This window comes from Scandinavium goeteborgense, from assembly GCF_003935895.2.
Taxonomy (GTDB): Bacteria; Pseudomonadota; Gammaproteobacteria; order Enterobacterales; family Enterobacteriaceae; genus Scandinavium; species Scandinavium goeteborgense.
On record NZ_CP054058.1, the window covers coordinates 1,251,891 to 1,278,313 of the forward strand.

At 55.3% G+C, this 26,423-nt stretch carries 22 protein-coding genes and 1 pseudogene; 15 read left to right on the forward strand and 8 right to left on the reverse strand.

Annotated features, from left to right (window positions below):
• Positions 1-6: 6 nt before the first annotated feature.
• Positions 7-1,329: a long-chain fatty acid transporter FadL gene (gene fadL, locus A8O29_RS06790; RefSeq protein ID WP_168713824.1), complete on the reverse strand. Its 1,323-nt coding sequence runs from the start codon at positions 1,327-1,329 to the stop codon at positions 7-9.
• 372 nt (positions 1,330-1,701) lie between these two features.
• On the opposite strand from fadL, the gene A8O29_RS06795 reads away from it, so the two are divergent.
• The 4 genes from A8O29_RS06795 (at position 1,702) to sixA (ending at position 6,298) form a co-directional block, all read left to right on the forward strand.
• Entirely contained in the window at positions 1,702-1,986 is a 285-nt protein-coding gene (locus tag A8O29_RS06795) for a YfcZ/YiiS family protein (protein WP_125352155.1), read from the forward strand.
• 162 nt (positions 1,987-2,148) lie between these two features.
• A complete protein-coding gene (gene fadI, locus A8O29_RS06800) occupies positions 2,149-3,459 on the forward strand; it encodes an acetyl-CoA C-acyltransferase FadI (RefSeq protein WP_125352157.1) in 1,311 nt (436 codons plus the stop codon).
• Positions 3,459-5,606: a fatty acid oxidation complex subunit alpha FadJ gene (gene fadJ / locus A8O29_RS06805; protein ID WP_174081275.1), complete on the forward strand. Its 2,148-nt coding sequence runs from the start codon at positions 3,459-3,461 to the stop codon at positions 5,604-5,606. The genes fadI and fadJ overlap by 1 nt, the downstream gene beginning before the upstream one ends.
• Before the next feature lie 206 nt (positions 5,607-5,812).
• On the forward strand, positions 5,813-6,298 hold the full coding sequence (gene sixA, locus A8O29_RS06810) for a phosphohistidine phosphatase SixA (RefSeq protein WP_110509148.1): 486 nt from the start codon (positions 5,813-5,815) through the stop codon (positions 6,296-6,298).
• A gap of 66 nt (positions 6,299-6,364) precedes the next feature.
• Here the strand turns inward: sixA and smrB are convergent, their stop codons facing one another.
• Positions 6,365-6,916, reverse strand: a complete 552-nt coding sequence (smrB, locus tag A8O29_RS06815; protein ID WP_125352159.1) for an endonuclease SmrB — start codon at positions 6,914-6,916, stop codon at positions 6,365-6,367.
• A gap of 164 nt (positions 6,917-7,080) precedes the next feature.
• On the opposite strand from smrB, the gene prmB reads away from it, so the two are divergent.
• The 6 genes from prmB to A8O29_RS06845 are packed head-to-tail and all read left to right on the forward strand — an operon-like array spanning position 7,081 to position 11,614.
• Positions 7,081-8,013, forward strand: coding sequence for a 50S ribosomal protein L3 N(5)-glutamine methyltransferase (gene prmB / locus A8O29_RS06820; RefSeq protein ID WP_125352160.1), 933 nt, complete (start codon positions 7,081-7,083; stop codon positions 8,011-8,013).
• A gap of 21 nt (positions 8,014-8,034) precedes the next feature.
• On the forward strand, positions 8,035-9,120 hold the full coding sequence (gene aroC, locus A8O29_RS06825) for a chorismate synthase (protein ID WP_125352162.1): 1,086 nt from the start codon (positions 8,035-8,037) through the stop codon (positions 9,118-9,120).
• Positions 9,121-9,144: 24 nt separating this feature from the next.
• Positions 9,145-9,969: a penicillin-insensitive murein endopeptidase gene (mepA, locus tag A8O29_RS06830; protein WP_125352164.1), complete on the forward strand. Its 825-nt coding sequence runs from the start codon at positions 9,145-9,147 to the stop codon at positions 9,967-9,969.
• A complete protein-coding gene (locus A8O29_RS06835; RefSeq protein WP_110509159.1) occupies positions 9,969-10,778 on the forward strand; it encodes a sulfite exporter TauE/SafE family protein in 810 nt (269 codons plus the stop codon). The genes mepA and A8O29_RS06835 overlap by 1 nt, the downstream gene beginning before the upstream one ends.
• Entirely contained in the window at positions 10,778-11,326 is a 549-nt protein-coding gene (locus A8O29_RS06840; RefSeq protein WP_125352166.1) for an elongation factor P hydroxylase, read from the forward strand. The genes A8O29_RS06835 and A8O29_RS06840 overlap by 1 nt, the downstream gene beginning before the upstream one ends.
• Before the next feature lie 9 nt (positions 11,327-11,335).
• Positions 11,336-11,614 (forward strand): YfcL family protein, encoded by a 279-nt coding sequence (locus A8O29_RS06845; protein ID WP_110509163.1) that lies wholly within the window; start codon positions 11,336-11,338, stop codon positions 11,612-11,614.
• A gap of 83 nt (positions 11,615-11,697) precedes the next feature.
• Here the strand turns inward: A8O29_RS06845 and A8O29_RS06850 are convergent, their stop codons facing one another.
• Genes A8O29_RS06850 through A8O29_RS06860 form a run of 3 tightly spaced genes read right to left on the reverse strand, consistent with a single transcriptional unit; the run spans position 11,698 to position 16,027 of the window.
• Positions 11,698-12,888 (reverse strand): glycoside hydrolase family 88 protein, encoded by a 1,191-nt coding sequence (locus A8O29_RS06850; protein ID WP_125352168.1) that lies wholly within the window; start codon positions 12,886-12,888, stop codon positions 11,698-11,700.
• 9 nt (positions 12,889-12,897) lie between these two features.
• Positions 12,898-14,178: an oligosaccharide MFS transporter gene (locus A8O29_RS06855; protein ID WP_373422887.1), complete on the reverse strand. Its 1,281-nt coding sequence runs from the start codon at positions 14,176-14,178 to the stop codon at positions 12,898-12,900.
• 10 nt (positions 14,179-14,188) lie between these two features.
• Complete coding sequence (locus tag A8O29_RS06860; RefSeq protein ID WP_125352171.1) at positions 14,189-16,027, reverse strand: DUF2264 domain-containing protein; 1,839 nt, start codon at positions 16,025-16,027, stop codon at positions 14,189-14,191.
• Positions 16,028-16,254: 227 nt separating this feature from the next.
• On the opposite strand from A8O29_RS06860, the gene A8O29_RS06865 reads away from it, so the two are divergent.
• Positions 16,255-17,112: an AraC family transcriptional regulator gene (locus A8O29_RS06865; RefSeq protein ID WP_125352173.1), complete on the forward strand. Its 858-nt coding sequence runs from the start codon at positions 16,255-16,257 to the stop codon at positions 17,110-17,112.
• On the opposite strand, the gene mnmC is transcribed toward A8O29_RS06865, so the two are convergent.
• Positions 17,099-19,108: a bifunctional tRNA (5-methylaminomethyl-2-thiouridine)(34)-methyltransferase MnmC2/FAD-dependent 5-carboxymethylaminomethyl-2-thiouridine(34) oxidoreductase MnmC1 gene (gene mnmC / locus A8O29_RS06870; RefSeq protein ID WP_168713825.1), complete on the reverse strand. Its 2,010-nt coding sequence runs from the start codon at positions 19,106-19,108 to the stop codon at positions 17,099-17,101. The genes A8O29_RS06865 and mnmC overlap by 14 nt on opposite strands.
• Positions 19,109-19,268: 160 nt before the next feature.
• Here mnmC and fabB point away from each other — a divergent pair, with 160 nt between their 5' ends.
• Positions 19,269-20,486: a beta-ketoacyl-ACP synthase I gene (gene fabB / locus A8O29_RS06875; RefSeq protein WP_110509175.1), complete on the forward strand. Its 1,218-nt coding sequence runs from the start codon at positions 19,269-19,271 to the stop codon at positions 20,484-20,486.
• 217 nt (positions 20,487-20,703) lie between these two features.
• Positions 20,704-21,879, forward strand: a complete 1,176-nt coding sequence (locus A8O29_RS06880; protein WP_174081276.1) for an MFS transporter — start codon at positions 20,704-20,706, stop codon at positions 21,877-21,879.
• A gap of 2 nt (positions 21,880-21,881) precedes the next feature.
• Here the strand turns inward: A8O29_RS06880 and A8O29_RS06885 are convergent, their stop codons facing one another.
• Positions 21,882-22,619 (reverse strand): GntR family transcriptional regulator, encoded by a 738-nt coding sequence (locus A8O29_RS06885; protein ID WP_125352177.1) that lies wholly within the window; start codon positions 22,617-22,619, stop codon positions 21,882-21,884.
• A 201-nt stretch (positions 22,620-22,820) separates the two neighbouring features.
• On the opposite strand from A8O29_RS06885, the pseudogene A8O29_RS06890 reads away from it, so the two are divergent.
• Positions 22,821-24,150: pseudogene (locus tag A8O29_RS06890) on the forward strand (PTS sugar transporter subunit IIC).
• Positions 24,151-24,159: 9 nt separating this feature from the next.
• Here the strand turns inward: A8O29_RS06890 and flk are convergent.
• Entirely contained in the window at positions 24,160-25,161 is a 1,002-nt protein-coding gene (gene flk, locus A8O29_RS06895) for a flagella biosynthesis regulator Flk (RefSeq protein ID WP_125352179.1), read from the reverse strand.
• Positions 25,162-25,266: 105 nt separating this feature from the next.
• Between flk and pdxB the strand changes: the two genes are divergently transcribed.
• Positions 25,267-26,403 (forward strand): 4-phosphoerythronate dehydrogenase PdxB, encoded by a 1,137-nt coding sequence (gene pdxB / locus A8O29_RS06900; protein WP_125352181.1) that lies wholly within the window; start codon positions 25,267-25,269, stop codon positions 26,401-26,403.
• Positions 26,404-26,423 lie beyond the last annotated feature (20 nt).

The following is a 26,423-nucleotide window of genomic DNA, read 5'->3' on the forward strand; positions in this document are numbered from 1 at the left end:
GAACTATCAGAAGCGGTAGTTGAAGTTAGAACCGAACAGCCACGCTTTGCCTGCAGAGCGGAAGGTGTACGGACCTTCTTCGATAGTCACGTTCTGACCGTGCATATAAGACGCGCCCACATCGATGGAAGCATCCGCATTTAACGCGTAGGTTGCACCCGCGCTTAGCCACAGACGGTCCTGATCCGGGATGGAGATCGAGCGATGATCGGCTGGAACCGGGCTATCATCAAACGCGATACCGGTACGGAATGTCCAGTTGTCGTCGTAGTAATAGGTAGTACCGAGCGCCAGACGCCATGCATCTTTAAAGCTTTCGTCTTTATAGAACAGGGTTTCGCCGCTGTTACCGGTTGCTTTCAGCTCCTGGAACTGGCTCCAGCTGGTGTAGGTGGCGCTATAGTGGATAGCCCACTGCGGCGCGACACGGTTGTAGCCTGACAGTTCCCACATTTCCGGCAGGTTCAGCGTCAGAGAACCGTTGGTGGTATTGCCATCGGTGCCCAACGGCAGACCGAAGTTGCCCAGAATCTGGTTGTAGGCCGACGGCATGTTGCTCTTATAATCACCGTCGAAGTCGATTTTGACTTCAGAGCGGTAGGTAAAGCCGTAGCGGTTGTTTTTATCCAGTTCATACAGGATACCGGCGTTCCAGCCGAAGCCCCACTCATCACCCTTCAAATGGGCAACTTGGGTATCAGCAGGGATCTGCCCAACCTGACCTGCCAGTGCCGGCGGCAATGCGCCAGAACCCGCAATGATCTGACCTAAGTCACCGGCATAGCGCTCGATTTTCGCTTTCGCGTAGACCGCATCAAAACCAACACCGAAGCTCCAGTTGCTGTTCAGACGATACGCACCGCTCAGGTTCAGGTTAACAGTGGTGAGGTCAGTTTTCCCCCCCATGCTTCCTGCGGCGTAGTTGTCATTAAATTCAGTTGCCAGGCCATAATTGGAGGTAACAGAAGCGCCCCAACCAAATTGTTCGTTAAGAGGCATGACAAAATGTAAGTTCGGTACCCATGCTACCGGAGCGATATTATCGGCATCGGTGCTTTTACCTGTTGGGGATTTACCAGAAATATTCACGTCCGGATCAATATAAACGGCACCGGCTGAAAATTGCGGGCGGTCATACATCATAATCAACGCGGGGTTACGGCTGGCGTTACCCGGATCGTCGGCAATCGCGCCTTCACCGGAATAAGCACGGCCTAAACCTGAGGCAGAAAATTCATTTAACTGAAAGCCTGCTGACCAGGCCTGAGAAGAAACGAGTGCCACTGCAACTGCGAGAGCAGATTTTGTAAAACGGGTTTTTTGGCTCATGACCATAACCTCAATCGAGTTATTTTTATGCAAAAATTGTTACATGCCGTAACAGAAGCGCGAAGTGTAGGGTCTGTGTTACGTCAGAGAAATCAGACCAGTGCCGAGAGTATAGGTCTGACCAGATGGAATGTTGCAAGTATGTTTATAAGTTTTTTCAATTGTGATCTAAGAAACGCGATCCAGCTGGCAAAATTACGGTCATGAAAGTTCCCTTGAGAGGGTGGTTTTTGTTTTAGATCATTTTTAATTGTGATTTAGCTCACTTATGACCGTACAAATTAATATCAACTGGAGACCCTTAGAGCAGGGGCGTAAAATAGTCGCATTGTTTATCTGGCACCCTGGGTGCAAATACAGAGGATATCTACGATGAGTAAATGCAGTGCTGATGAAACCCCGGTTTGCTGCTGTATGGATGTTGGCACCATTATGGACAACACCGATTGCACCGCGTCCTACAGCCGCGTTTTTGCGACACGCGCTGAAGCTGACGAAACGCTGGCTGCGCTGAGCGAAAGAGCCCGTGGTGTTGAGTCCGACCCATGCAAAATCATCCCGACCTATAAAGACGTCGACGGTGGTGTGCAACTGGATATCGATTTTGTGTTCTGCTGCGAAGCTGAAACCCTGATTTTCCAGCTCGGACTGCGTTAATCCCTTCTCTAAAACGCCTCTGCTCAGCAGGGGCGTTTTCTTTTTTATCTCAATGTGTTTTGGCTCTCACTTTTATGCTTCCCTGATTGGCTGGATGTAAAAAATTAGTTAAGACTGTTATCAGGTCAGACCACTTTTTTTTACGTTTACCAGGGGACAGTTATGAGTCAGGCATTACCGCTTATCACCCGCCAGGGCGATCGCATTGCCATTGTCAGCGGGTTACGCACGCCTTTTGCCCGTCAGGCGACGGCTTTTCACGGCATTCCCGCGATTGATCTGGGGAAAATGGTTGTCGGTGAATTGCTGGCTCGCAGCGAAATTCCTCCTGAAGTCATCGAACAGTTAGTTTTCGGCCAGGTCGTGCAAATGCCTGAGGCGCCGAACATCGCGCGTGAAATTGTGCTCGGCACCGGCATGAGCGTTCATACCGATGCCTACAGCGTCAGTCGTGCCTGTGCCACCAGTTTCCAGGCCGTCGCCAACGTCGCAGAAAGCCTGATGGCGGGCACTATTCGCGCCGGGATCGCCGGTGGGGCAGATTCCTCCTCTGTATTGCCGATTGGCGTGAGCAAAGCGCTGGCCCGTACGCTGGTGGATGCCAACAAAGCCCGAACCCTGGGGCAGAAACTCAAACTCTTCTCTCGTCTGCGCCTCAAAGATTTAGCCCCCGTGCCGCCTGCCGTGGCGGAGTACTCTACCGGTTTACGCATGGGCGACACCGCCGAACAAATGGCGAAAACCTGGGGCATCACCCGCGAGCAACAAGATGCGCTGGCGCATCGCTCGCATCTGCATGCGGCCAAAGCCTGGGCCGACGGCAAGCTGACGGATGAAGTGATGACGGCCTATGCGCCGCCGTTTCGTGAGCCGTTCGCGCAGGACAACAATGTGCGCACCCAATCCTCACTGGCAGACTACGCAAAACTGCGTCCGGCCTTCGATCGTAAACATGGCACGGTGACCGCGGCCAACAGCACCCCGCTGACCGACGGCGCGGCGGCAGTGATTCTGATGACGGAATCTCGGGCAAAAGAACTGGGCCTGAAGCCGCTCGGCTATTTGCGCAGCTACGCGTTTACCGCGATTGATGTCACGCAGGACATGCTGCTGGGGCCTGCGTGGTCCACGCCGCTGGCGCTGGAACGTGCCGGACTGACGATGGCCGATTTAACCCTCTTTGATATGCATGAAGCCTTCGCCGCCCAGACGCTTGCGAACCTGCAACTGATGGCCAGCGAACGCTTTGCCCGCGACGTGCTGGGCCGCAGCCATGCGACCGGAGAAGTGGACGATAGTAAATTCAACGTGCTGGGCGGCTCCATTGCCTACGGACATCCTTTTGCAGCAACCGGTGCGCGCATGATCACCCAAACCCTTAACGAGCTGCGTCGTCGCGGCGGTGGCTTTGGTCTGGTGACCGCCTGCGCGGCAGGCGGTTTAGGCGCAGCCATGGTTCTGGAGGCCGAATAATGGAAACGACATCCGCATTTACGCTGACCGAACGCCTCGATAACGTGGCGGTCATTACCATCGATGTTCCCGGCGAAAAAATGAATACCCTGAAGGCTGAGTTTGGCGTTCAGGTGCGGGCTATTCTCAAGCAAGTTCGCGACAACAAGGCCCTGCGCGGCGTGGTGTTCATCTCCGCCAAACCGGATAACTTCATCGCCGGGGCCGACATCAACATGATTAGCAACTGCACGTCGGCGCAGGAAGCCGAAGCCCTGGCGCGCCAGGGACAGCAAATCATGGCGGAAATTCATGCCCTGCCTATCCCTGTCATCGCCGCAATCCACGGTGCCTGTCTCGGCGGTGGCCTCGAACTGGCGTTAGCCTGTCACAGTCGAATTTGCACCGATGATGCGAAAACGGTGCTGGGCTTACCGGAAGTTCAACTAGGTCTGCTGCCGGGTTCCGGCGGCACGCAGCGGTTGCCGCGCCTGGTCGGCATCAGCACCGCGCTGGACATGATCCTTACCGGCAAACAGCTTCGCGCGCGTCAGGCATTAAAAGTCGGTCTGGTGGATGACGTCGTACCTCAGGCGATCCTTCTCGAAGCGGCGATTGCGCTGGCTAAACAGGATCGCCCGGTCAGCCGACGTCTGCCGGTACGGGAACGCATTCTGGCCGGTCCGCTGGGACGCAGTCTGGTGTTCAGCCTGGCGGCGAAAAAAACAGAGCAGAAAACGCAGGGGAATTATCCCGCCACTGGTCGCATTTTGAAGGTGCTCGAAACAGGTCTGGCACAGGGCAGCAGCAGCGGATATGCCGAGGAAGCTCAGGCGTTTGGCGAGCTGGCAATGACGCCGCAGTCAAAAGCGCTGCGCTCAGTTTTCTTTGCCAGTACCGACGTGAAAAAAGATCCAGCCGCTAACGCCGAGCCACAGCCACTGCGTTCGCTGGCGGTTCTGGGCGGTGGCCTGATGGGCGGAGGTATCGCGTTTGTCACCGCCAGCAAAGCAAAATTGCCGGTTCGTATAAAGGATATCAATGCCAACGGCATCAACCATGCGCTGAAGTACAGCTGGGAGCTGCTTGATAAGAAGGTGCGTCGCCGCCATATCAGAGCCAGTGAGCGCGACCGCCAGCTGGCGCTGATTTCCGGCACCACCGATTACAGCGGTTTTGCCCATCGTGACGTCGTGATTGAAGCGGTTTTTGAAGATTTATCGCTGAAACAGCAAATGGTGGCGGAAGTGGAAGCCAACTTTGCCCCGCACACTATTTTTGCCTCTAACACCTCGTCGCTGCCGATTGGCGATATTGCCGCGCAGGCGCAGCGTCCGGAACAGGTGATTGGTCTGCATTTCTTCAGTCCGGTAGAGAAAATGCCGCTGGTTGAAGTGATTCCCCATGCGGGCACATCAGAAACCACGATTGCCACCACTGTGAAGCTGGCGAAACAGCTTGGTAAAACACCGGTGGTGGTGGCGGATAAAGCCGGTTTTTACGTCAACCGTATCTTGGCACCTTATATCAATGAGGCGATGCGGCTGCTGACGGAAGGCGAATCCATTGAAAAAATTGATGGGGCGCTGACGAAATATGGCTTCCCGGTAGGTCCAATCCAACTTTTGGATGAGGTCGGAATCGATACGGGAACTAAAATTATTCCAGTACTGGAAAGCGCTTACGGGGAACGTTTTAGCGCGCCTGCAAATATCATTAGCGCAATTTTGAACGACGATCGCAAAGGCAGAAAAAATGGTCGCGGTTTCTATCTTTACGAGGCAAAAGGGCGTAAAAGCAAAAAACAGCCTGACCCTGCAATTTATACGCTTATTGGCGGCGGGCAGAAGGGAACGCTGTCTGGGCAACAAATTGCCGAGCGCTGCGTGATGATGATGCTCAATGAAGCCGCACGTTGCTTTGATGAGCAGGTGGTACGTAGCGCACGCGATGGTGACATCGGTGCGGTGTTTGGTATTGGTTTTCCTCCCTTTTTGGGCGGCCCGTTCCGTTATATGGACAGCCTTGGGGCGGGGGAAGTCGTGGCGATTCTGCAACGCCTGACGACGCAATATGGCCCACGGTTCACGCCGTGCGAGGCATTAATCAGGATGGCAGAACAGGGCCTGGCCTTTTGGCCCGCAAATGAAACTGAGACGTTAAGTTGAGGTCAAATAAAGGTAAATCCAAGTGAGGCATAACGCTGCTGTATGGTTATTTTGTAAACAGAGATTGACTATACTTACGCCATTAAGGTAAAAAACAGCGTTTCATTCATCGAATGGATCAGGCACAATGCCCGACCACCGAATAGACAGCGTATTAAGTACGTGTGTTTTTCCCCGGTGTTTCTGGTTAACAAAAGCGGTGCAATATGCAAGTTTTTATTATGCGTCACGGTGATGCTGCCCTCGATGCAGCCAGCGACTCGGTTCGTCCTCTTACCACTTGTGGTTGCGATGAATCCCGTCAGATGGCGAACTGGCTGAAAGGTCAAAAAGTGGATATTGAGCGCGTTCTGGTCAGCCCGTTCTTACGAGCAGAGCAAACGCTGGATGTGGTGGGGGAGTGTATGAACCTGCCAAAAGAGATCGATGTCCTGCCGGAACTCACGCCTTGCGGCGATGTGGGGCTGGTAAGCGCCTATCTGCAGGCGCTGGCGAACGAAGGTGTTGCCTCTGCGTTGGTGGTTTCCCACCTGCCGCTGGTAGGTTACCTGGTGTCTGAGCTCTGCCCGAGTGAAGCTCCGCCGATGTTCTCGACATCCGCCATTGCGAACGTCACGCTAGATGCCAGCGGGCAAGGCCAGTTTAACTGGCAGATGAGCCCCTGCAATCTGAAGATGGCCAAAGCCATCTGAGTAAAAGGCGGGTGAGCCGTGCGCTTCCCGCCACTTTTACCTGTCACTTCTCTCCGCCTCGTCCTTCTACGGTAATTCTGGCGGCTGCCACTCTTCCACTTCAATCAACACCACTAATGCGGCATCTCCGCCATACTCTTTCGGTGCCTGATGAAACGCCATCACGTGCGGGTGCTGTGCCAGCCACAGCGGCGTCTGCTGCTTCAGAATATGTTTCCCGTGTCCGTGCATCACGCAGGCACAAAACACATGTTCACGACGACAAGCCGCAATCAACGCGCCTAATTCTTCTTTGGCCTGCATCTGGGTCAACCCGTGCAAATCAAGATACAACTCCGGCGAATAATCCCCACGACGCAGTTTCTTGGCCTCAAAATGGCTTACGTCCGCACGCACGTATTTCATCGCGCCTTCGGTATTCAGCAGGGGCTGAAACTCATCGGAAAAATAGTGGCTGTTATCGGCCTGTTCCTGAAGCAACCGCTTCACTGGCACTTCAGTGATTTTCTTACGCGCTGGGCGATGGACGATGGTGTCCTGCTTAATCTTGCGGGTGCCGGTCATCAGCTGACGGAACAGCGCCTGATCCTCTTCGCTCAGTGAGGTTTTCTTCTTCATTCTTTCATCTCATTTTCGCTTTGCGACAGTTTACCCGACTCTCTTGGCTTACGGGCAGCGAAAACGCATTTTTTCCCCGCTCTCATGACGCAAGAATGCTGATTTATCGGCGTCTTCATGGCAAACTAGCCGCCGAATTTCAGCGATGGGCCCTGGAGGGGAAAATGGATAAAATTTTTGTCGATGAAGCAGTCAATGAGCTGCATACCATTCAGGATATGTTGCGTTGGTCGGTGAGCCGCTTTAGCGCCGCGGGCATCTGGTACGGTCATGGCACGGACAACCCGTGGGATGAGGCGGTTCAGCTGGTGCTGCCGTCACTCTATTTACCGCTGGATATTCCGGAAGACATGCACACCGCGCGTCTGACCTCCAGTGAAAAACACCGTATTGTTGAACGCGTGATTCGCCGCGTCAACGAGCGCATTCCCGTCTCCTATCTGACCAACAAAGCCTGGTTCTGCGGCCACGAATTCTACGTGGATGAACGCGTGCTGGTTCCGCGTTCGCCGATTGGTGAACTCATCAATAACCGCTTTGCTGGCCTGATTGCGCATCAGCCTGAGCATATTCTGGATATGTGTACCGGCAGCGGCTGCATCGCTATCGCCTGTGCCTACGCCTTCCCGGAAGCAGAAGTCGACGGCGTCGATATCTCCCCGGATGCGCTGGCGGTGGCTGAGCAAAATATCGAAGATCACGGTCTCATCCATCATGTCACGCCAATCCGTTCTGACCTGTTCCGCGACCTGCCAAAGGTGCAGTACGATCTGATCGTCACCAATCCTCCGTATGTTGATGCGGAAGACATGGCCGACCTGCCGAACGAATATCGCCACGAGCCAGAACTGGGTCTCGCTTCAGGTTCCGACGGTCTGAAGCTGACGCGTCGCATTCTGGGCAATGCGCCGGATTACCTGACTGACGACGGCATTCTGATTTGTGAAGTCGGTAACAGCATGGTACATCTGATAGAGCAGTATCCTGACGTACCGTTCACCTGGCTTGAGTTTGATAACGGCGGTGACGGCGTCTTCATGTTCACCAAAGCGCAGCTTCTGGCTGCCCGCGAACACTTCAGCATCTATAAAGACTAATTAAAATTCGATGGAGCCGTGATGGCAGGAAACACAATTGGACAACTCTTTCGCGTAACCACCTTCGGCGAATCCCACGGTGTAGCCCTCGGCTGCATCGTGGACGGCGTGCCGCCGGGAATCCCTCTGACGGAAGCTGACCTGCAGCACGACCTCGACAGGCGTCGTCCGGGAACCTCGCGTTACACCACGCAACGTCGCGAACCGGACCAGGTGAAAATCCTGTCCGGCGTGTTTGAAGGCGTCACCACCGGCACCAGCATTGGCCTGCTGATTGAGAACACCGATCAGCGCTCCCAGGATTACAGCGCCATCAAAGATGTCTTCCGTCCGGGTCACGCTGATTACACCTACGAACAAAAGTACGGCCTGCGCGACTATCGCGGCGGTGGCCGTTCTTCTGCTCGCGAAACCGCGATGCGCGTAGCGGCAGGGGCGATTGCCAAAAAATACCTCGCAGAAAAATTCGGCGTGGTTATCCGCGGTTGCATGACCCAAATGGGTGATATTCCGCTGGAAATCAAAGACTGGAGCCAGGTGGAACAGAACCCGTTCTTCTGCCCGGATCCGGACAAAATCGACGCGCTTGATGAACTGATGCGCGGCCTGAAAAAAGAAGGCGATTCGATTGGGGCGAAAATCACTGTGGTCGCTGACGGCGTGCCGCCGGGCCTCGGTGAACCAGTCTTTGACCGCCTGGATGCTGACATTGCGCACGCGCTGATGAGCATCAATGCGGTGAAGGGCGTGGAAATCGGCGATGGCTTTGACGTTGTTAACCTGCGCGGCAGCCAAAACCGGGACGAAATCACTAAAGAGGGATTCCAGAGCAACCATGCCGGTGGCGTACTGGGCGGGATCAGTAGCGGGCAGCAAATCATCGCCCACATGGCGCTGAAACCGACCTCGAGCATCACCGTGCCGGGCCGCACGATCAACCGCTTTGGTGAAGAAGTCGAAATGATCACCAAAGGTCGACACGATCCGTGCGTTGGGATCCGTGCGGTGCCTATCGCAGAAGCGATGTTAGCTATCGTGTTGATGGATCATCTGCTGCGCCAGCGCGCGCAAAATGCGGATGTGAACACAACGCTGCCTCGCTGGTAAGCTTTTCCAGGGAAACGCGGGAAAATGAAAAAAATCGTCATTGCGCTGCTGGCTTTGCTGGCCAGCCACGCGGGGTTCGCCGCCACGCCGTGGCAAAAAATTACCCAGCCAATTCCGGGCACAGCCCAGTCGATTGGTTCTTTTGCCAATGGTTGCATCGTCGGCGCGGAAGGATTACCGCTGCGCTCCGATAACTATCAGGTAATGCGGACCGATCAACGTCGTTACTTCGGTCATACGGATTTGATTCTGTTCATTCAGCGTCTCAGCAATCAGGTGCACAATCTGGGGCTGGGAACGATGTTGATTGGCGATATGGGGATGCCCGCGGGCGGGCGCTTTAATGGCGGACACGCCAGCCATCAGTCCGGGCTGGACGTCGACGTTTTCCTCCAACTCCCGCAGACTCGCTGGACTTCGGCGCAGCTGTTAAAACCGCAGGCGCTGGATTTAGTGGCCGCCAATGGCAAGCACGTGGTGCCGTCATTGTGGTCGCCAAAAATCAGCGCCCTGATTAAACTCGCCGCCAAAGATAACGACGTGACGCGCATTTTCGTCAACCCGGCTATCAAACAGCAACTTTGTCTGGATGCGGGTACAGACCGCGACTGGCTGCGTAAAGTGCGTCCGTGGTTCCAGCATCGTGCCCACATGCACGTGCGTCTGCGTTGTCCAGCGGGGAGCCTCGAGTGTGAAGATCAGGCGCCACCTCCTCCGGGTGACGGCTGTGGCGCAGAGCTGCAAAGCTGGTTCGAGCCACCGAAACCGGGAACAACCAAACCTGTGAAGAAAACGCCGCCACCGTTGCCGCGTTCCTGCCAGGCGCTACTGGATGAGCATGTCCTTTAATGGAACATTTCACTGAGATATTTATGGTGTCACCGCTGTTGCTGGTGGCACTTTTCTTTATCGCGCTACTGGCCGGGTTTATTGATTCCCTCGCAGGTGGCGGCGGTCTGCTGACCATTCCGGCGTTGCTGGCGGTAGGTATGTCACCGGCAAACGCCCTGGCGACCAACAAACTGCAGGCCTGCGGCGGGTCATTGTCGTCTTCGCTCTATTTTGTTCGTCGAAAAGTCGTCAGCCTGGCAGACCAAAAGCTCAATATTCTGATGACGTTCATCGGCTCGATGAGTGGCGCGCTGCTGGTTCAGCATGTGCAGTCAGACATTCTGCGTCAAATCCTGCCGCTGCTGGTGATTGGTATCGGCCTGTACTTTCTGCTGATGCCTAAGCTCGGCGAAGAAGACCGTCAGCGCCGCCTGCACGGGCTACCGTTTGCGCTGATCACCGGGGGCTGTGTCGGTTTTTATGACGGCTTTTTCGGCCCCGGAGCAGGTTCATTTTATGCGCTGGCGTTTGTGACGCTGGCCGGTTTTAATCTCGCCAAATCTACCGCGCACGCAAAAGTGCTGAACGCCACCTCAAACGTCGGCGGTTTGCTGCTGTTTATCATTGGCGGCAAGGTGATTTGGGGGACCGGTTTTGTGATGATGGCAGGACAATTTTTAGGGGCGCGAATGGGATCGCGACTGGTGCTCAGCAAAGGACAAACGCTGATCCGGCCGATGATCGTCATCGTTTCGGCGGTGATGAGCGCGAAACTTCTCTATGACAGTCACGGGGCGGAGATCCTCCAGTGGTTGGGAATTCATTAATGCAACAACAACACCATTTTCAGCAGTTGATCGACATTTTCGATAGCTGTTTTGCTGATGATTTTAATACCCGTCTGATTTCAGGCGAAAACGAACCGATCTATCTTCCAGCTGATGCCGATGCGCCGTATAACCGCATCGTCTTTGCGCACGGCTTTTATGCCAGCGCTCTGCACGAGATTTCGCACTGGTGCATTGCCGGTGCCGAGCGTCGCAAGTTGGTGGATTTTGGTTACTGGTACTGCCCGGACGGACGCGATGCGAAAACGCAGAGTCAGTTCGAAGATGTGGAAGTGAAGCCACAGGCGTTCGACTGGCTGTTTTGCGTCGCCGCAGGTTTTCCGTTCAACGTGAGCTGCGACAATCTCGAAGGGGATGTTGAGCCTGACCGCATCGTCTTCCAGCGTCGGGTTCATGCGCAGGTGATGACGTATCTCGCAGAAGGGATCCCGGCGCGTCCGGCGCGCTTCATCGCGGCATTACAAGATTATTATCAAACGCCGACGTTAACGGCGGAACACTTCCCCTGGCCGGAAGATCTAAATTGAGGAAAGAAGATGATCGCAGAATTTGAATCGCGCATTCTGGCGTTAATTGATGACATGGTAGAGCACGCCAGCGACGATGAACTGTTTGCCAGCGGCTACCTCCGCGGCCACCTGACGCTCGCGGTCGCAGACCTGGAAGCGGGTGATGATCACTCTCCGGAAGCGGTGTACGAAAAAGTGACCCAGAGCCTGGAAAAAGCGATTCACGCAGGTGAACTGAACCCGCGCGATCAGGCGCTGGTGCTCGGCATGTGGGACACCTTGTTCCAGCAGGCGAAATTCAAGTAAGACCACAAAAAATGTAGGCCGGGTAAGCGCAGCGCCACCCGGCGAAACAGAAGCCCCCGATTACAAAATCGGGGGCTTTTTTATTACCAGTACAGCGGCCAAACCTGACGCAGGCGCGCCATCGCTTCGAGATAGAAATAGTCGCCCCAGCTACAGCACTGATCCACGCCTTTACCGCTCGCCATGTGATAGACCGAATGCTTAAGCAGGCCTTCGCACGGCTCGTCGTCGCGAGCGAGATAGTTTTCAGTGAGGGATTTCATGACGCGCAGCGCCATTTCCTCGTAATGCGCGCGATGCGGGTCCAGCGTCGGTAGGGCCTTCACCAGTTCCAGCAGGCCACAAACGGCGATGGCCGCGGCAGAGCTGTCGCGCACCGCGTCGGTCCCCAGCAGCGCTAAATCCCAATGGCAAACTTCATCTTCCGGCAGGCGGTTGAGGAAGTAGTGCGCCAGGCTGCGCGTGAGTTCGACCATGCTGCTGTCGCCGGTGTGCAGGTAGCTCAGCATAAAGCCGTAAATTCCCCACGCCTGGCCGCGAGACCAGCAGGACGTGTCGCTGTAGCCCTGATGCGTGTTGCCAAAGCGCGGTTCGCCAGTCGCCACGTCCATATAGTAGGTGTGATACGTCGAGGCATCCGGGCGCACGATATACCGCGCGGCCTGTTCAACATGCGCCGTGGCGGCTTCGGCATAGCTCGGGTCGCCGGTTTGCTCGCTGGCCCAGTACAGCAGCGGCAGATTCATGTTGCAGTCGATAATCATCCGGCCTTGCTGCTCAGGATCGTTCAGATCGCCCCACGCCTGAATGATTTTCGCCGTGGGGTTAAAGCGTTCCATCAGTGTATCGGCGGCCTGTAATGCCGTGCGGCGCGCATCTTCGTCACCGGTCAGTCGCCACGCGCTGACGCAGGAAAGTGAGTACAAAAAGCCCAGGTCATGCGTCGCGGTTTCAATACGTTTCTCAATGCGTTCAGCAAACGAGGGCAGGGTGCGCTCCGCGGCTTCACGAAAACGCCCTTCGCCGGTCATTTCCCACGCCAGCCACAGTTGTCCGGTCCAGAAGCTGGTGGTCCACTCCACATTTTTTGTCCGTGGCCAGATGCCGTTTTCACAGGCTTCACCAGGGAAACTGTCGCCGAAAGCGGCAATGTTGATATCCAGTTTTCGCGTAATACGCGTCAGGGCGGCGTCCAGACTTTGACGCAGTGCAGGCCGGTCGATGGCATACAGCTCAACGGGGCGCAGCGGCTCGGTAACAACAGAACGGGTCATGACTTCTCCTTAATGACTTTTTGCAGGGGCAATGGATACCGCGTCCAGCGTCTGCGCGTCCTCGGGATGAGGATCGCGGGCAGAGCGGCAGCGTGAAAGGGTCAGCGTGGAAACCAGGGTGAAGAACAGGGCGCAACAGCCCATCATCAGATAAGTCTGCTCGAAGCCGATTTTGGCGTAGAGATAGCCCGCAGGCGGCGCGACGACCACAGAACCGACGTAAATCATCGCCTGATAACCGAGCAGGTACATGGTGGCATTGACCTTTTTATGGAAATGCTCGGCGATGTATTTGAAGACTGAAATCAGCAGCAGCGCGATTTCCATGCCGTACAGCGGTTTGATGATTGAAATCGCCAGCGGATCGGTGGTCAGGCCGGAGGCAATCAGGCGTGCGCCGACCACCAGGCCGCAGAGCAGCAGCCCTTTCTTGGCACCGAACTGGTTTACCAGCATCGGGATAAACATCATCATCACGAACTCGGTGCCGGACTGGATCATGCTCAGGTAGCCGTACCACGCGTTGCCCTGTTCTTTGGTGGCAAAGAACGAGACGAAGTAGCGCGGGAATTGCTGTTCGGCGACAAACATCATCCACGCCACACCTGCGACATACAGGCTGAACATCCAGAATTTGCGGTTCTTGATCAGCGTGACCACGTCGCTGAAAACGATTTTGTTGTCGGCAATCACGTTGTTGCTGCGCAGCTGCTCGTCGCCAATTTTCAGGCTGATTAACATCAACAGCATCAGCACGGACGTCCCGCTGCTGACGAGGAAATTCGCCAGTGGCGTGAGGTTGAACAGCACGCCAGAAAGCGATGCCGCCAGCGCCCAGCCGAGTGAACCCCACATCCGGATGCGGCCAAACTCAAGGTTGTATAGGCGGCTGAAGCGGTCAGCGTAGGATTCTGACGCTGCCACGCCCGCGTACCAGCCGAGGCTGAGATACAGCGCGCCAATAATGATCCCGAGCGTGGTGTGGCTCAGCAGTAGCGGCTGGTAAACGAAGATAAAGAACGGTGCCATCAGCGCAGAGACCGCGCAGACGAAATAGAGCAGCCATTTGCTCATGCCGATTTTGTCCATGATGTAGCCGTAAATCGGCTTCATGATCACCGCAAACACGCCGTTAATGGCGAACACGCTGCCGATGGTGATGCTGTCCAGACCCACTTTTTGGCTCAGCCACAGGGCATAAAGCCCGAAGCTGGAAGACCAGGTAAAGAAGTAGAGAAAGATAAAGCTGCTCATCTTAATTTGCGCGCTGCGCGGAGTCGTCGCGGTCATGATGATATCCTCACTCTTTCGGCAGTTCAGTCAGTGGAAATTGCGTTTTTTGCGTGGCCGACGTCAGGTGAATAACGCCTTGCTCAACGCTAACTTCGGGGGCGTGGGTGAGGTTGAAATCCTGCGGGTCCCCGGCCCAGACCGCGCAAATCAGCAAATGTGTACCGGGTGATAATTCACCGCGAAGCACCGGCACGGCGGCGCGGTCGGCAAACAGCAGGTTGCTGTTCGGTGGGGTGAATACCACCTCGCCCTGACGACGTTTTTCACTCAGGCACACAATGGCGCTGGTGTCGTGATCGCCGGTCAGAAGGCTGGTTCCTGCGTTTAGTCGTTGTTCCGGCAGCGGGCGGGAATTGATGCTGAAACCGCCTTCGGCGCAGTCCAGTTCGCGGGCGGTTTGCAGCTGGTGAACGCGTACCTGCCAGTCGCCGAGTGCGACCAGCCAGCTGTCCACGGTGATGTCGTTCCACGGCAGCCAGCGGCTGTAGATGTAATTTTCATGCACGCTAACCTGCTGGCACTCACGACGCCCGCGCCAGTAGTTGTCCTTTTCACTGAGCAACAGCATCGAGTCCGGCGAGGCGTGCGCGAGGCCAAAGCGGCCGCGTTCGACGTTAAAGGCATAGCGCGTCGAGTAGGCAAATTTGCAGTACTTCGCGTCGGTGTTGACGAAGTTGTTCCGTTCCAGTTGGCCTGACGTCAGCATCCATAAATGATTTGGCTGGTGGACCAGGATCTGTGCGGCTTTTGGGATGGCGTGCGGCGTTTCGCGTGGCGGCAGCGGCGCTTCTTTCGCCTGCCAGAAATCGCTGTTTTCGCCCAACGCCAGCACCAGCACCGTCTTCAGCGCCCAGTACGGCGAGCCCGGCGCGTTATAGTCTTCGGCCATGATCAGGTTTGGATAGCTGTAGCCGACGCTCAGCACGCCGTCGCGGTCGAACGGTTGCTGTTGTTGCCACCACCGCAGATGGCGCAACACCAGCCCTTTGAGAATGCCTGGCGAATAGACGTCCAGCCCGGTAAAAGCGGCGGCGCTCCAGAATGCGGCCTGCGCAAAGCGGTAGGTCAGGCTGCGGCCAAACGGGATCGCGGCGCCGTCGTCGTCAAAGAAGTGAATAAAGTCAGCGGCAAAGACGGTGGCGCGTTCGCGTAACGTGGCACAGCGCTGCGGATCGACCTCTTTCATCAGCTGAGAATAAATCAGGCCGTAGAAGTGGAATCCCATCGAAATGTAGTAATCGCGTGGGCGCTCAGGGCCGTCGCTATACCAGCCGTCGCCGAGCCAGTAATGTTCCATCGCCGCAAAATGCCGCTCGATGGTTTCGTGGTTTACGGGCATTCCGGCGTGATGAAAACCGACCTGCACCAGAATGGGAAAGAAGTGCCAGTTGTTGTCAGGAATGGTGGCGGTTTCGCTTTGCTTCAGCCATTGCCACAGATGGTGCTTTTCCTGCTCGTTGAAATGCGCCAACAGCGGCTGATGTGCCAGCGCCAGCAGCAGACCGTAGGCGGCCATTTCGACCACTCGCTGATCGCTATGGCCGATTTCGCCCCAGTATTCCGGGTGCGCTGGGTGGGTGCCGTTTTTAATGGCCTGAATATACAGCGACAGCTGCTCAGGTTCCTGACCGCCCGCCAGCAACGGAGTGACGCCCCATAATAAACGGGAGAACGCTTCCATATTGGCGATGCGCTGGCCGTAATGCGTGGTGAAATTCGCGAGGTCCACGCCGCTGTGGTTATTTTTTATAAATGGCGTGACGGCATTCAGCATGTCATTCACCCATTGGGTGAGGTCACTTCTCTGTTGTAAGGGGTTATCAGCGTTAATATGTTCAGGTTGCACGAGGCCCTCCCGTCAGACACGAGAAAATTAAACGTTATTGTTATTGGACTTTTACCGCGACTGAATCAGGCGGCGAAACCAAGCCTAGCCGCTTTTCTTTCAATGTCTGAGTGAGCAGGTTCACATAAATGAACCGCTATTTTAATTTTGCTGGATTTTCCCCGTGCGCAGGGCAATAAATTGCAAACCGTAGGCTAAAAACTTAATTCTGTTGTCATGGTGGCTGAATGAGCGATTCGCAGTTACTGGAAAGAATTACCCTCGAACACCAGGCGATTTCCTTTAACCGGATGTGGGGTTCCAGTGCGTTGTATTATCACTGGCACCAGTGCGTGGAGTTTCTCTATATTTCGCAGGGCTATGGGATCGTAGTGGTCGACAATCAGCATTACACCGCGCGCCCTGGTCGGCTGTTTATCTTTCCGCCGTTTCGGCTGCACAAAGTGCATGTCGATGAAAGCGATCGCAACCATTATCACCGTTCCACGATGCATATCGAGCAGTCGGCGGTGGAAAGCAACCTGCAACAGTTCCCGCGTTTTCAGGCGCAGTTTGCCCATCTGGCCGCTAGCCATGCGCCAGCCCTGGCGTACGATCTCAGCGAGCACGCGGAGTATATGGAAACCGTGCTGGCGAATTTCGCTGCGCTCGAATCGAGGGCGCACTACCCGGCAGACGAAGTGGCGTTCTTAGTGATGCAGATTATGTCGCTGTTGCCCGCATTACCGCAGGCCAGCGCGCCGCAGCAGCAAACCGCGTCGGCGCAAATCATGCAGTGGCTGGAAGCGCATTACGGTGAGAAGTTTTCGCTGGAGGATTTGGCGCGGGATATTGGGCTTTCCCGCAGCTATACGTCACGCATTTTCCGTCAACAGACCGGCGGTAGCATTCACGAATATTTGCTCACCCGACGGCTGAAGCGCAGCTGTGATTTACTGCGCACCAGTGAAATGAGCGTCGATGCGATTGCGGCGAAAGTCGGTTTTCAGGAGGTGACTTACTTCATCACCTGCTTTAAACGGATGATGCGCCAGACGCCGTTGCAGTATCGCAAACAGGCGCAGCAGCGCATTAATCTGCTTTGATTACCGCTTTGCCTTTCAGCAGTTTACGCACCCACAGCCGGTTCGGATTCAGCGCTGCCAGGGTTCTGGCGTCCAGCGGCAGCGGTTCATGACTCATCTGTGAAGCCAGAATTTCTGCCAACAGTGGGGCAGAGCACAGGCCGCGTGAACCCAGGCCGCCGAGCATAAACAGGCTGTTATGAATCGGCGCGGATTTGGCATTGTCGCGATTTTCAGCCAGCGTGGCGTAGGTTTCCAGCGTTTGCGGATAATCCGGCACGTTACCCATCATCGGTAAATGATCGCGAGTGGCGCAGCGCACGCCGCAGCGGGCTTCGCCGTCGCTGACGTCCACTTCCTGTGCCCACGCGGCGTCCGGGAAGCAGTCGAGCAAACGCTGCCGATTATGCTGCTGATCCTCTTCGCTGTAGGCCATTTCTGTTTGCCCGCGATGGTAGCTGGCCCCGATGCAGTGCTGCTGGTTGTGCGGATTTTGCGGCGTGAGATAGCCGTCGTAGCACAGCACCTGACGGAGTTTCGCCAGTTCCGGCGTGGTCGGAATGTGGCTGACCTGGCCGCCCACCGCCGATACCGGCAGCTCCGCCGTTTGCGAGAACTGATTAATCTGATGGCCGTTGGCGAGCACCACGCTGGCGTGATGTTTGGTTTCGTCGTTCGCAAAATGCAGCGCCCAGCCGTTGGCCTGTGCGTCGAGCGTGTCACAGCGATGATTCCAGTGAACGTTCAGACCATTCTGACAGGCCAGTTCGATAACCGCTGCCGTGAGCTGTGCCGGGCACAGCCAGCCGCCGAGTGGGTATTGAATGCCCGCGCAGCCGGTGTCGACGCCAAGCGTGCGCTGCACTTCGGCCTTGTCCACTTCAACCGCAATTTCAGGTGGCAGTGCCAGTTTCAGCATCTGAGCAATTTTGTGGCTGCTTTTTTCATCCCAGCCAAGCTGCGTCACGCCGCACCAGTCGTGATCGAACGCCACGGGCAGGGAGTCGTACAGACGGCGCGCAAAAGTAAATGCCGCCGGGAAGAAGGTTTCCATCGCCGGATCGTGAGCGCTGAGCAGAGGGTAAAGCGCGCCCTGGCGATTGCCGGATGCGCCCTGTGCCGGAACGCCGTCTTCGCAATACAGCGTGACCTGCCAGCCGCGGCGCAGCAGCGCCAGAGACAGCAGCGCGCTGGCGATACCGCCGCCGATAATCGCCGTTTCACGGGTTTCGCTTGCGCTGCGGGCAAACCATGGCGCGGTGGCGGTTGCTGGTTGAGAATCATCCCGATACCCGGTCAGCATTTCTCGTTTGCGGCCAAAGCCTTTGCTCTTTTTCATGCAAAAACCAGCGTCGTTTAAGCCGCGACGCACAAAGCCCGCCGAGGTAAACGTCGCCACCGTGGCGCCGGGGCGCGCCAGTTTTGCCATCGCGTTAAACAGCGTTGGCGTCCACATATCCGGGTTTTTGGCGGGCGCAAAGCCATCGAGGAACCACGCATCGACCTGCTGATTTAAGGTGTCATCGAGGGTGTTGACCAGTTCATTAATGTCGCCAAACCACAGATCCAGTGTGACCCGGCCTTCATCGAGTATTACGCGGTGACAGCCGGAAAAAGGCAGGGGCCATTGCGCCTGTAATTGCCCGGCAAACTCGGCCAGTTCAGGCCAGTGCTGATGAGCAAGTTTCAGGTCGTTCAGGCGCAGCGGGAATTTTTCGAAACTGATGAAATGCAATCTTTGTAGCGTAGCCTCAGGCTGCGAGTCGCGAAAAGTCTTAAATGCCTGCCAGAGTGTGAGGAAATTCAAACCGGTACCAAATCCACTCTCAGCAACCACCAGATGGGATCGGTCGTGAGACGTAAAGCGCTCCGTTAGCCGGTTTCCTCCAAGAAAAACGTATCGGGTCTCTTCCAGTCCGTTATCATTAGAAAAGTAGACGTCATCAAAATCTCGGGAAACAGGTGTACCCTCATTGTTAAATTCGAGGTTGGCAGGTTGTATGGCGTTTTGTTTCACGTAAGTTACTCGCAGTGCAAGGCGTCCGGCGATCTTAACGATGTGTGCCGGGTGGCGCAAATTTATACTTAATTTGTCTGATCGGACTTGTTCAGCGTACAAGTGTACGCTATTGTGCGACTCGAAACTTAAAATAGTATATGACTTACAGAGGTATTGAATGAAACGTGCAGTGATTACTGGCCTGGGCATCGTTTCCAGCATCGGTAGCAACCAGCAGGAAGTCCTGGAATCTCTGCGTGAAGGACGCTCGGGGATCACTTTCTCTCAAGAATTCAAAGATTCTGGTATGCGTAGCCACGTATGGGGTAACGTCAAACTGGACACCACCGGTCTGATCGACCGTAAAGTGGTCCGTTTCATGAACGATGCCTCTATCTATGCTTACCTCTCAATGCAGCAGGCTGTTGAAGATGCTGGTTTGAAAGAAGACGTTTATCAGAACAACCCACGCGTGGGCCTGATTGCAGGTTCCGGTGGTTCGTCTAAATCTCAGGTATTCGGCGCAGACGCAATGCGTAGCCCGCGTGGCCTGAAAGCGGTCGGTCCTTACGTTGTGACCAAAGCGATGGCGTCTGCGGTTTCCGCATGTCTCGCAACCCCCTTCAAAATTCACGGTGTGAACTACTCCATCAGCTCCGCTTGTGCGACTTCTGCACACTGCATCGGCAGCGCGGTTGAGCAAATTCAGCTGGGCAAACAGGACATCGTATTTGCTGGCGGCGGCGAAGAGCTGTGCTGGGAAATGGCCTGTGAGTTCGACGCGATGGGCGCACTGTCTACCAAATATAACGAAACCCCAGAAAAAGCGTCCCGTACCTATGATGCGAGCCGTGACGGTTTCGTTATCGCAGGCGGCGGCGGTATGGTTGTGGTTGAAGAGCTGGAACACGCTCTGGCACGTGGCGCACACATCTACGCAGAAGTGGTTGGCTACGGCGCAACCTCTGATGGCGCAGACATGGTTGCTCCTTCTGGTGAAGGCGCAGTACGCTGCATGAAGCTGGCGATGGACGGTGTTGATTCTCCAATCGACTACCTGAACTCCCACGGGACTTCTACGCCAGTGGGCGACGTGAAAGAACTGGGCGCAATCCGTGAAGTCTTCGGTGACAACACGCCAGCGATTTCCGCGACCAAAGCAATGACCGGTCACTCTCTGGGTGCCGCAGGCGTTCAGGAAGCAATCTACTCTCTGCTGATGCTGGAACACGGCTTCGTTGCCCCAAGCATCAACATCGATGAGATGGACGAGAAGGCCGAAGGCCTGAACATCGTGACTAAGCCGACCGAACGTCAACTGAACACCGTGATGTCCAACAGCTTCGGCTTCGGTGGCACCAACGCCACGCTGGTTATGCGTAAGCTGAAAGCGTAATTAATACGCCAGATGAATGAAAGGAGCCGAAAGGCTCCTTTTTTTTGCCCGTGATTCAGCATTGACAGCCACGGCGATTCGCAGGCAAACTTCAGCCCTAACATTGTCATCGCGATAATGCGTAAGCGTTTAACGTCATCCAACGCACCTTAATCCTGATGTTCAGGTAGAGGGGGCGTGGCATTTCCCCGCCTTACTCTGCGTTATGGAGTAATGCATGTCTGCAGTAACAGAATCTGTAAAAACCTCTTCAGCGAATACCTCGCTGTTTCGCATCGCCTTTGCGGTGTTCCTCACCTATATGACCGTGGGCTTGCCTTTGCCGGTCATTCCGCTGTTTGTGCATAACGAACTTGGCTACGGCAACATGATGGTCGGTTTTGCCGTCGGTATTCAATTCCTCGCCACCGTTTTAACGCGCGGCTATGCCGGGCGTCTGGCCGATCAGCGCGGGGCGAAGCGCTCTGCGTTGCAGGGAATGTTCGCCTGTGGACTGGCGGGCGGTGCGTGGCTGTTGGCGGCCCTGCTGCCGATGGGTGCCGAAGGCAAATTTGCCCTGCTGGTGGTCGGGCGTCTGATCCTCGGCTTTGGTGAAAGCCAACTGCTGACCGGGACGTTAACCTGGGGCATGGGGCTTGTGGGGCCAACGCGTTCCGGCAAAGTGATGTCATGGAACGGGATGGCGATTTACGGCGCGCTGGCGGCCGGTGCGCCGCTGGGCTTACTCATTCACAGCCATTTCGGCTATGCCGCACTGGCGGGAACCACCATGGTGTTGCCGCTGCTGGCCTGGGCGTTTAACGGTTCGGTGCGTAAAGTGCCAGCGCATGCCGGCGAGCGTCCGTCTCTGTGGAGCGTGGTCGGGCTTATCTGGAAGCCGGGTATGGGTCTGGCCTTACAGGGCGTGGGCTTTGCGGTGATCGGCACCTTTATTTCGCTCTATTTTATGAGTCACGGCTGGGCAATGGCGGGCTTTACGTTGACCGCTTTTGGCGGCGCGTTCGTGCTGATGCGTATTCTGTTTGGCTGGATGCCGGACCGTTTCGGCGGGGTGAAAGTGGCAACGGTTTCACTGCTGGTGGAAACGGTAGGTCTGCTCCTGCTGTGGCAGGCGCCAAATGCCTGGGTTGCGCTGGCAGGTGCGGCATTAACCGGGGCCGGTTGTTCGCTTATCTTCCCGGCGCTGGGCGTTGAGGTCGTGAAGCGCGTACCGCAGCAGGTACGCGGCACGGCGCTTGGCGGCTATGCCGCGTTTCAGGATATCTCATACGGCGTAACCGGGCCGCTCGCAGGGCTGCTTGCGACCTCGTTTGGTTACTCGTCGGTGTTTCTGGCCGGCGCGATTTCCGCCGTCGTCGGGATTGTGGTCACGCTAATTTCTTTCCGTAAATAGCGCTACTGCCCGGCCTTCTGTAACTGAAGGCCGGGCACTGTCTGGCGCGGCAAATAATACTTCACCTGAAATTCAAAGATGTTGGTGTAGAGAATGGAGTAATCGATTGGCTGGTGATATTCATCCACCGCCTGAGTTTGCATTCTGATTATGGGATCTTTGGCGCTGATATGCAGCAGTCTGGCCTGTTCAGGTGAGGGCAGCACCGGAATGATAGATTCATAGCACCCCTCAATTTTTACCCCGCATTCTTTTTCTATATAGGCATATTTTGATTTCTGCATGTGGCCAATCGTGAGGTCAGGGAAGCGGGTGACCGATAGCCAGGTCTCTTCTAACTGCATGGCAATATTATCGATAAAGCGTAACCGTTTTGCGTAATAAACGGCTTCACAGGGCGGTAACCGGAGGGCGTTGGCAATATCTTCTGAGGCTGCCTGTAATTCAAACTTAAGAATGCGGCTGGAGGGCGTTTTTCCTTCATTACGGGCTATTTCGGTGAAGCTATCGAGGTGGGTGACCGATGCCTGAAAATGCTTATTTTTAACCCATGTCCCGGCGCCATGCTTGCGCTCAATAAGTCCGTCCTGCTCAAGCACTGCCAGTGCCTTACGCAGCGTATTGCGAGAGACTTTATAATATTCCGCTAATTCTTTCTCTGCTGGCAGTAGATCGCCAATGTTGTACAGCGGGCCATTAATCTTAATCTTTAAAAGATTGACGATATTTTGGTAAACCACTTTTGAACCTCCATAATCCCTTTGGAAACATTGCGTTACTTGGGTGTTATTGCAGGTTTGCATCTACTTGTTCAGTTTCAGCATTCTTTTTGCATCACTTTTTTACCGCTAACTGTGATCAACGCTGAAATCGGGAAAATATGTTATGCGTAAAGTCAGCGTCAATTATGGCTAATGTATCACGACAAATAAGGGTTAATAATGCGTTTTATGGATGCTTTTGAGCGTGGCATGGAGAAGATTCTTGTCCCCATTGCGATTAAATTAAATTCCCAGATCCACATTTCGGCTATTCGGGATGCCTTTATTCTGTCATTTCCAATAGTGATGGCGAGTTCGCTGATCATTCTGATTAATTTTGCGATTCTGTCTCCGGACGGCTTTATTGCCAGTGTTTTGCATTTAGGGGACTTCTTCCCACATCTGGCTGACGCCCAGCAGATTTTTACCCCGGTAATGAACGGGTCGGTCAATATCATGGCGATTCTTATTACCTTCCTGGTAGCGCGTAATATTGCCGTTAGTTATCATCAGGATGAATTACTCTGCGGGTTGACCGCCATTGGGACGTTTTTCGTCGCGTATACGCCTTATACCATTATTGATGGCCAGGCTTATCTGACCATCAAATATCTCGGGCCACAGGGATTGTTTGTCGCGATTATCGTTGCTGTGGTCTCGAGTGAGCTTTTTTGCCGTCTGGCGCGTAATCCCAGAGTGACAATCACTATGCCTGATGCGGTGCCGCCTGCGGTGGCCCGCTCATTTAAGGTGCTCCTGCCGATTATTTTTGTGATGGTCTTTTTCTCAGTCATCAACTATCTGCTGACCCGTATTTCGCCTAATGGTCTGAACGATCTTATCTATAACCTGATTCAGGCCCCGTTAAAGAATATGGGAACCAATATCGTGACCGTATTGGTGCTGGGCGTAGTGTCGAACTTTCTGTGGGTGCTTGGGATCCATGGTCCGAATACTGTGGCGGCCATCCGGGAAGCCATTTTCTCTGAGGCCAATCTGGAAAACCTCTCTTATGCGGCGTCACACGGTAGCACCTGGGGGGGCGCCTTATCCGATAACCTGGACTGGTATTAATGATGCTTTCGCCAACAGTGGCGGCTCCGGGATGACGTTGGGCTTGCTGCTGGCGATCTTTATAGCTTCACGGCGCCAGGATTATCGCGACCTGGCGAAAATGGCGTTTGTTCCAGGGCTATTTAATATCAACGAGCCGGTGATGTTTGGCTTGCCGGTGGTGCTCAATCCTATCCTGATCGTGCCGTTTATCCTGGTGCCATTCGTTAATTCGCTGATCGGCTATTTATTCATTACGCTCGAGTTTATTCCGCCCATCGCTTATGCCGTTCCGTGGACCACGCCTGGCCCACTTATCGCTTTCTTTGGCACCGGAGGTAACTGGCTGGCGCTCGTCGTGGGCCTCCTGTGTCTGGCCGTGTCCACGCTGATTTACTTACCGTTTGTCATTGCCGCCAACAGGGTTAATAGCGGTCAGACGGTAGAGAGTGATTGAGCTGAGGCGTTACAGCATCAGCCACAGCAAGCCAAACACCACCACCAGGATGACCAGCATTAGACCTGGGCGGGCTGACATCGCCTTCATGTTCTCGATGAACGGCGTGAACGGGTTAAAGATCGGCTGAATATAACGGGTGTCGACGGTGTCCTGAGCGCGTTCGACGCGCTTGAGGAACACCTGATTCAACAGATCCTGCACCTGTGCCTGGGTTAACACCGTTTGTGGCGTCGCCTGCCAGGCTTGCTGGGCATAGTCGCGTAGAGCGTTAAACTCCTGCGTTTCCATCGGCTGTTTCAGCGCCGCTTGCAGCGAGTTCAGCGTCGGTGCTTTCTGGTCGCTCAGCGTCTGACGCGCCTGCAGCCAGGTCATCAGCTGGTTGAAGTGTTTCGCCGGGATGAGATCGCCGGTTTTCACCCCTGATAGCTCAAGCATCGACTGCCAAATCATCTTGCTGGATTCCCCGGTCGCCGCGGCGACTTTAGTCACCATTTGATTCAGCGTGTGGTGCTCGGCAGGCAGTAACGACCTGTCCGTTGCCGGGCGCTGTTGCGGTTGCGGAATGGCCAGTTCGTTGTTTTGCAGAAGCTGCAGGACATTTTTAAGCTGATCGGGGGTCAGCTGGCTTAACGTTGTGTGGCCATATTGCTGGCGAATAAAATCACTCACCGCCTGACGGTTATTGCCCTGGCTCAGCAGTTCGGTCAACTGGGCGACAATCTGGCGCACTTCGTGAGTCTGCTGGGCGTTGACCAGTCGCTGGTTGAGGTTCTGTTCCGCCGCAGGGAAGTGCCTTGAGAGCAGCTGCGCATCATTCTTCAGACCCAAATCGTGTTTCATCCCGGCCCATACCCCAGCGCTTTGCTGAGACGTCAGCGCGACAAGACGCGTGATCAGCCGTTCGAGTACGGTACGCTGCTGGGTGGAGAGCGGTTGCTCGCCGATGTGACTCGTCGTTGCTGCTTCCCCCGGAGGGCGGGCGGGCACGCCTGAAATAGGTTGCGTCATGATAAATCCTGAATGTCCGTCGGTGTTCTCAAGGCTCAGTGTTCCTGGCCGCGAGATTATGGCACACTTCCCCGGTTAACTCTCGTTCCAGACAGGTACTGTACCGTGAAAATCCTTGTTGATGAAAATATGCCCTATGCCCGCGAGCTGTTCAGCCGTTTGGGTGATGTAAAGGCGGTCCCTGGCCGTCCAATTCCACAGCATGAGCTGGATGATGCCGATGCGCTAATGGTGCGCTCAGTCACCAAAGTGAATGAGGCGCTGCTGGCCGGGAAGGGGATTAAATTCGTGGGTACCGCAACGGCGGGTACCGACCATGTCGATGAGAAGTGGCTGGCGCAGGCTGGAATCGGTTTTTCTGCCGCCCCCGGCTGCAATGCCATCGCGGTGGTGGAATACGTATTTTCATCCCTGCTGATGCTGGCCGAGCGTGATGGTTTTGCGCTGGCTGACCGCACCGTCGGGATCGTCGGCGTGGGTAACGTCGGGGGGCGTTTGCAAAAACGTCTCGAGGCGTTGGGGATCCGCACCTTATTATGCGATCCACCGCGGGCTGATCGCGGCGACGAAGGTGATTTCCGCAGCCTCGACGAGCTGGTGCAGAACGCCGATATTCTGACTTTCCATACACCGCTGTTTAAAGACGGGCCTTATAAGTCGCTGCATCTGGCCGATGACGCGCTGATTTCACGCCTCAAGCCTGGCACTATTCTGATAAATGCCTGCCGTGGACCGGTGGTGGATAATGCCGCGCTGCTCAAATGCTTACAGGCAGGGCAGGATTTAAGCGTGGTGCTGGACGTCTGGGAGCCGGAGCCTGAACTCAATACCGAACTGCTGTCGCGCGTTGATATCGGCACCGCACACATTGCGGGCTATACGCTGGAAGGCAAAGCGCGCGGCACCACGCAGGTGTTTGAGGCCTACAGCGAGTTTATCGGCAATCGCCATCAGGTGTCGCTGGATACGCTGCTGCCTGCGCCGGAATTTGGCCGCATTACGCTGCATGGCCCGCTCGATCAGGCGACGCTAAAAAGGCTGGTGCATTTGGTGTATGATGTGCGCCGCGATGATGCGCCGCTGCGGAAAGTGGCGGGTATTCCTGGCGAGTTCGACAAACTGCGTAAAAACTATTCTGAACGCCGTGAGTGGTCTTCGCTGAACGTCCTGTGTGACGATGAGCAGGCTGCCGTTCTGCTCAAAAATCTGGGATTCAACGCCGTTCATCACGCAGCGCGTTAATGTCTTCTTAATACGCCCGG

Coding starts and splice junctions, on each gene's coding strand:
- fadL (WP_168713824.1), bottom strand. CDS start 1,329: ATGAGCCAAAAAACCCGTTTTACAAAATCTGCTCTCGCAGTTGCAGTG.
- fadJ (WP_174081275.1), top strand. CDS start 3,459: ATGGAAACGACATCCGCATTTACGCTGACCGAACGCCTCGATAACGTG.
- smrB (WP_125352159.1), bottom strand. CDS start 6,916: ATGAAGAAGAAAACCTCACTGAGCGAAGAGGATCAGGCGCTGTTCCGT.
- A8O29_RS06840 (WP_125352166.1), top strand. CDS start 10,778: ATGCAACAACAACACCATTTTCAGCAGTTGATCGACATTTTCGATAGC.
- A8O29_RS06795 (WP_125352155.1), top strand. CDS start 1,702: ATGAGTAAATGCAGTGCTGATGAAACCCCGGTTTGCTGCTGTATGGAT.
- A8O29_RS06880 (WP_174081276.1), top strand. CDS start 20,704: ATGTCTGCAGTAACAGAATCTGTAAAAACCTCTTCAGCGAATACCTCG.
- aroC (WP_125352162.1), top strand. CDS start 8,035: ATGGCAGGAAACACAATTGGACAACTCTTTCGCGTAACCACCTTCGGC.
- flk (WP_125352179.1), bottom strand. CDS start 25,161: ATGACGCAACCTATTTCAGGCGTGCCCGCCCGCCCTCCGGGGGAAGCA.
- sixA (WP_110509148.1), top strand. CDS start 5,813: ATGCAAGTTTTTATTATGCGTCACGGTGATGCTGCCCTCGATGCAGCC.
- A8O29_RS06835 (WP_110509159.1), top strand. CDS start 9,969: ATGGAACATTTCACTGAGATATTTATGGTGTCACCGCTGTTGCTGGTG.
- A8O29_RS06845 (WP_110509163.1), top strand. CDS start 11,336: ATGATCGCAGAATTTGAATCGCGCATTCTGGCGTTAATTGATGACATG.
- mepA (WP_125352164.1), top strand. CDS start 9,145: ATGAAAAAAATCGTCATTGCGCTGCTGGCTTTGCTGGCCAGCCACGCG.
- fadI (WP_125352157.1), top strand. CDS start 2,149: ATGAGTCAGGCATTACCGCTTATCACCCGCCAGGGCGATCGCATTGCC.
- prmB (WP_125352160.1), top strand. CDS start 7,081: ATGGATAAAATTTTTGTCGATGAAGCAGTCAATGAGCTGCATACCATT.
- fabB (WP_110509175.1), top strand. CDS start 19,269: ATGAAACGTGCAGTGATTACTGGCCTGGGCATCGTTTCCAGCATCGGT.
- A8O29_RS06850 (WP_125352168.1), bottom strand. CDS start 12,888: ATGACCCGTTCTGTTGTTACCGAGCCGCTGCGCCCCGTTGAGCTGTAT.
- A8O29_RS06855 (WP_373422887.1), bottom strand. CDS start 14,178: ATGACCGCGACGACTCCGCGCAGCGCGCAAATTAAGATGAGCAGCTTT.
- A8O29_RS06865 (WP_125352173.1), top strand. CDS start 16,255: ATGAGCGATTCGCAGTTACTGGAAAGAATTACCCTCGAACACCAGGCG.